This is a genomic window from Streptomyces sp. NPDC057654 (genome assembly GCF_042800135.1).
Taxonomy (GTDB): Bacteria; Actinomycetota; Actinomycetes; order Streptomycetales; family Streptomycetaceae; genus Streptomyces.
The window spans coordinates 1-1,949 of the sequence record NZ_JBHVHQ010001210.1 but is presented as its reverse complement, the minus strand read 5'-3'; the positions used below and the strand labels follow the sequence as shown (position 1 = coordinate 1,949).

Here is a 1,949-nt window from a genome sequence, read left to right as displayed (position 1 = left end):
GGGGTAGCCAGCCCTCGTGTCCAGCAGGTGCCCTCCGAGTTCCCGGAGGGCACCTGCTGCCGTTCCCGGCTCGGCAGCGTGGCGATCAAGGCGCCCGGACGAGCACACTGGCCCGGTCACCTACCCGCAGCAGCGAGGAGGTCCACGTGGCGGATCACGGGGACCAGGGGAGACACCCCGCTTTCTGGAACAACTAGCGAGAAAGTGGATGTAGCCATCAAAACCAACTTCATGGCCCCCGATGTGGCCGCCGCCGACGAATGGCAGAAGTCCTCCTACAGCACCCAGGAGGGAGGGTCGTGCGTGGAGCTCGCCCGACGCACCCGCGTGGGGGACAAGATCGCCGTACGCGACTCCAAGGACGCCGAAGGCCCCGCCCTGCTCTTCCCGAAGGAAGCCTGGACCCAGTTCCTGCTCGCAACGCCCGGAACCTGAAGCGAGGGACGAGATGACCCGAAACCCCCTAGCCGCTCCTGTCAGCGACGAGGTTTGGTTCAAGTCCAGCTACAGCAACAATCAGGGTGGCAATTGCGTCGAGGCCGCGGATTGCGCTCGCGTCGTTCGCGTCCGGGACTCCAAGGACATGTCCATCCCTGGCCTGACGGTCTCCAAGGCGGCGTGGGCATCCTTCATCGCCAGCATGCAGGAGTAACCCCACACCCGCGTGCAGCAGGCGTCCTCCAAGACCTCGGAGGGCGCCTGCTGTCGTTCACGGCTCGGCAGCGTGGCGATCAAGGTGCCCGGACGAGCACACTGGCCCGGTCACTTACCCGCAGCGGCGAGGAGGCCCACGTGACGGATCGCGGGGATCAGAACGGACAGGTCGGCGGCGACTCCTCATCTCCAGGAGACCCCGGAAACCCGGCGCCCGAACCGAATCCCGAAGAACCCGACGACGAGTAGCTGACGGGTGCCATGACGATGAAAGCGGGCGACCTGCGGGCCCGGTGCGCAGCCGACATCGAGGCCCGCCTCGACGGCGCGTACTTCACCGGGCAACCATGGCTGCGCGCCACGTTCCTCACCGTCCCCCGAGAAGAGTTCGTACCGGGCCGGGTGTGGTGGGCGCACCCCCGTACGGACGGGCTGTACCACGTCATCGACCGCGCAGAACGCCCCCGAGCCTGGCTCAAAGCCGTGTACATGCCGCTCGCCGCGCTCATCACCCAGATCGCCGACGGCCGCGTACGGACCGAGGACGGCCCCACCGACTGCTCCGCGTTCACCAGCTCCATCTCCTGCCCGGCCGTAGTGGTCGACATGCTCCACCACCTCGACCTCCAGCCCAGCAACCGCGTCCTGGAGATCGGTACGGGCAGCGGCTACAACACCGCCCTCCTCGCCCAGCAGACCGACGAGGTCACCAGCGTGGAGATCGACCGCGGCCTCGCCAAGGGGGCCGCAGCCACGCTGCACCAGCTCGGCTACGCCCCGCTGGTGGTGTGCGCCGACGGAGAGCAGGGGTATGCGGCGAGGGCCCCGTACGACCGCATCCTGTCCACCGCCGCGGTCCGCGCCATCCCGCCGGCGTGGCCGCGCCAGACCCGCGCGGGCGGCGTCATCGTGACCCCGCTGGCCACCCCGTTCAACTGCGACGTGCTGTGCCGACTGGTGAGCGACGGCCAAGGCGGCGCGACCGGCACCCTCATCAAGTCCATCTTGTTCATGAAGACCCGTGACCAGCGAACGGAACGGCCCTTCGCCGAACTCGGGTGGACGCCGACGGCGGCGGCCGTCGACCTGCGACGGACATGGGCCGACTACGAGGTCACCATCAGCGCCTCGGGAGAGCAACACGTACGCCTACGGTCCGAGGTGGAGGTGGTGAGCACCACCAGCAGTCTTGGCTACGCGGGGCGGTGAGCGCGCACCATGAGCGTGCCGACGTCCTGCGGGTCGGGGGCGGGAAGGATGCGCGCGTCGATGTCGGTGAAGCCGTGGCGCTTGAG

3 protein-coding genes are annotated in these 1,949 nt (G+C 68.6%); all 3 read left to right on the top strand.

Going from position 1 to position 1,949, the window contains the following annotated elements:
• Nucleotides 1-231: 231 nt before the first annotated feature.
• The 3 genes from ACFU99_RS42095 (at nucleotide 232) to ACFU99_RS42085 (ending at nucleotide 1,863) form a co-directional block, all read left to right on the top strand.
• Complete coding sequence (locus ACFU99_RS42095) at nucleotides 232-435, top strand: DUF397 domain-containing protein (protein WP_384403665.1); 204 nt, start codon at nucleotides 232-234, stop codon at nucleotides 433-435.
• 13 nt (nucleotides 436-448) lie between these two features.
• Nucleotides 449-652: a DUF397 domain-containing protein gene (locus tag ACFU99_RS42090; RefSeq protein WP_384403662.1), complete on the top strand. Its 204-nt coding sequence runs from the start codon at nucleotides 449-451 to the stop codon at nucleotides 650-652.
• A gap of 263 nt (nucleotides 653-915) precedes the next feature.
• Nucleotides 916-1,863 (top strand): rRNA adenine N-6-methyltransferase family protein, encoded by a 948-nt coding sequence (locus ACFU99_RS42085; protein ID WP_384403659.1) that lies wholly within the window; start codon nucleotides 916-918, stop codon nucleotides 1,861-1,863.
• Nucleotides 1,864-1,949: the final 86 nt, after the last annotated feature.

What these genes read in the sequence shown, in the direction of transcription:
- ACFU99_RS42095 (WP_384403665.1), top strand. Translation starts at nt 232, where the DNA reads ATGGCCCCCGATGTGGCCGCCGCCGACGAATGGCAGAAGTCCTCCTAC.
- ACFU99_RS42090 (WP_384403662.1), top strand. Translation starts at nt 449, where the DNA reads ATGACCCGAAACCCCCTAGCCGCTCCTGTCAGCGACGAGGTTTGGTTC.
- ACFU99_RS42085 (WP_384403659.1), top strand. Translation starts at nt 916, where the DNA reads ATGACGATGAAAGCGGGCGACCTGCGGGCCCGGTGCGCAGCCGACATC.